This window comes from Pseudomonas abyssi (genome assembly GCF_002307495.1).
GTDB classification, from domain to species: Bacteria; Pseudomonadota; Gammaproteobacteria; order Pseudomonadales; family Pseudomonadaceae; genus Halopseudomonas; species Halopseudomonas abyssi.
In genome coordinates this window covers 1-1,627 of sequence record NZ_NTMR01000059.1, presented here as the reverse complement: position 1 = coordinate 1,627, position 1,627 = coordinate 1, and the positions used below count along the sequence as shown (strand labels likewise).

3 protein-coding genes are annotated in these 1,627 nt (G+C 50.4%); 2 read left to right on the top strand and 1 reads right to left on the bottom strand.

Annotated elements, in window-relative coordinates; translation table 11 throughout:
* On the bottom strand, window positions 1-128 hold a 128-nt coding region (locus tag CNQ84_RS20190; protein WP_165771337.1), incomplete at its 3' end, for a transposase.
* A 467-nt stretch (window positions 129-595) separates the two neighbouring features.
* On the opposite strand from CNQ84_RS20190, the gene CNQ84_RS20185 reads away from it, so the two are divergent.
* On the top strand, window positions 596-817 hold the full coding sequence (locus CNQ84_RS20185) for a hypothetical protein (protein WP_083729500.1): 222 nt from the start codon (window positions 596-598) through the stop codon (window positions 815-817).
* Window positions 818-1,339: 522 nt separating this feature from the next.
* The coding region (locus tag CNQ84_RS21195) for an HAD family hydrolase (RefSeq protein WP_245841571.1) at window positions 1,340-1,627 on the top strand (288 nt) is incomplete at its 3' end.

Genomic DNA, 1,627 nt, shown 5'->3' with positions numbered 1-1,627 from the left:
ACCCAGGCATACAGGCTGTGGGTCGACATGCCCAAACGAGACGCTACCTCAGCCACCGGCAGACCTCGTTCGGTCACCTGCCTGACTGCTTCGATTTTGAATTCTTCGGGATAACGCGGATTGCTCATGGCACCTCCTAGTGGGCCGTATTATGAGGCCAGGAGGTGTCTACGAAACTAGGGGCGATTCACTTCATTACAATTCTGTAAGGAACATAACCCTTCGCTTTTATTTCAGAAGTATCTCGGTGCGTTTTGTAGTGACGGATGGCCCAACCCCGATCTCTGACATAAATGTCATTTTCAGGTCAGGCTCAAGTCAGGTTGTTTTCCATATACTCTGTGTAAATACGGCAAGAACCATAGGAAGGTTACATCGTGGTTTAGCTGGGCCTTTAGAATTATCCAAAGCACATGATGGCACACCGTTTCTGTCACCAAAGTGAAACGGACATTGCATTGAGGTAATACAAGGTCGGATCGTTGATCTATTTCAGCATGACATTTTTGTAATCGCAGCGTCACCAGCCGGACAGGTGACGCCATGTACCATACTAACGAGTCCCAAAAATCCATTTCAGATGAGAGGTATAGCCATGAGGACCTTAGCAACGATTTTCATGTTTTTATTTGCGCTGAACGTTACTGCGGTAGTCCATGCAGAAGATGGGAGCATGCGTTACCGGCAGATGGTAGAGAACCTGCGTGAACAAAACAAAGAGCGCAGAGAAGCCCGTGATCAACAAATAAAAGAGGATGAAGCAAAAAACAGTACGAAAAATACTGGAGGTGCTACAACCGCGTCAGACAAGCGCTAACAGAACGGTGTCTACCTGACTTCTTCTAAGGTTGTATTCCGTTCAGTTGTACTTCTGAAGCTTAACACTGCAGATCGCACATAACGACGATGGAGGGGATAGATCTGAGTGACACCGACAGAGAATTGAATTGGTTCAGATTGCCGGAAAATTCGCTGGCTGACACCCCAATTACGGGGGTGTACTGAATTTTGTGTAACCTGTAGGGTTGATTACAAGGGCATCATGCGGTCTTCGAACTGAATCGTAAAGCGATTCAGTTCCGTTTTCCAATCCCGGATGTTCGGCAACGACGGTCTGCGCCGGTTGCGGCTACTGTCGAGCGGCTTCGCAACCAAGGGTGAACCATCACGGCGATTCGCCACGCAGGCCGAGACCTCGGCGGCGTCGGTCTCTTGGATATACCGCGCGCATCGGCGCGGCCTGCGCTCGAACGGTTACGTACCATAGGCATCACCCGCATGATCATGCATTTCTGGAGACAACCAACGCGTAGCCGATGCGGTCACCAAGCAAGTTTGCTTGGACGAGGCATGGGGTGACCTCATGCCAGAAGACAAGGTTGACGCAGTCAACAAACTACGCAAAACCACCGAGGTCGTAATGGTTGGCAATAGCGTGAATGATGCGCCCGCCATGGCTCATGCTACTGTTGGTATCGCTACGGGCGCCGCAGGCTCAGATGTAGCTTTGGAAACGGCCAACGTTGCATTGATGGCAGACGACCTATCGCATCTGCCGTTTGCAGTCGAACTCAGCCGACATACTCGTAGGATTATTCTCCAGAATCGGCGGTTGCAGGAACTGAGT

Excerpts from the sequence above, each read along its gene's own strand:
- CNQ84_RS20185 (WP_083729500.1), top strand. The coding sequence starts at position 596 with ATGAGGACCTTAGCAACGATTTTCATGTTTTTATTTGCGCTGAACGTT.